Genomic DNA, 503 nt, shown 5'->3' on the forward strand with positions numbered 1-503 from the left:
CCCCAATGCTGGCGGTTCTGTAGGTGTTCACCCTAAGCGTACGTAAAATACACTTTCGTGTCGTGACCCCAAATACGCCTCCTGGTCAGCGTTCCGGTTCTCGAACGCGCCAGGTGAGGACGTGACCAGGTATTCGATGCACTGGACGGCGTTCTTGCGGATCTTCTCAGGTAGCGCCTTCTCGAACGCGATCATGCCCTGTTTGACGTTCTGCGGCCCGATCAGGTCATTGTCTGGCGTTCTCGTGGCGTCAGCGTTTGGCGTATCCTGCTCTCGGTAGGCGTGCTTCATGGACGCCCTGACGGACTTGGGCGATTTGAGTTTCTGAACCCGAAGAATGGCGAATTTTGACATGGTGTTTCAGCCCCCTTTTTTCAAAAGGTGGACTTACTACACAATTTGCAAGCAAATTGTCGTAAGCTGAAGAAGGAAACCCCTTCTTCAGATATATTCAGAAAGCTTCTTTTTTTGTCGGTAATGGCACATTTGGCTGACCGACAAAC

Annotated in this window: 1 protein-coding gene; it reads right to left on the bottom strand. The window is 51.5% G+C overall.

The features are described 5' to 3' along the window. Positions 1-27: 27 nt before the first annotated feature. Entirely contained in the window at positions 28-354 is a 327-nt protein-coding gene (locus KP705_RS21760) for a plasmid recombination protein (protein WP_252348427.1), read from the bottom strand. Between the last annotated feature and the right edge of the window lie 149 nt (positions 355-503).

The sequence above is a fragment of the Gluconobacter sp. P1D12_c genome (assembly GCF_018812105.1).
Lineage (GTDB): Bacteria > Pseudomonadota > Alphaproteobacteria > Acetobacterales > Acetobacteraceae > Gluconobacter > Gluconobacter oxydans_A.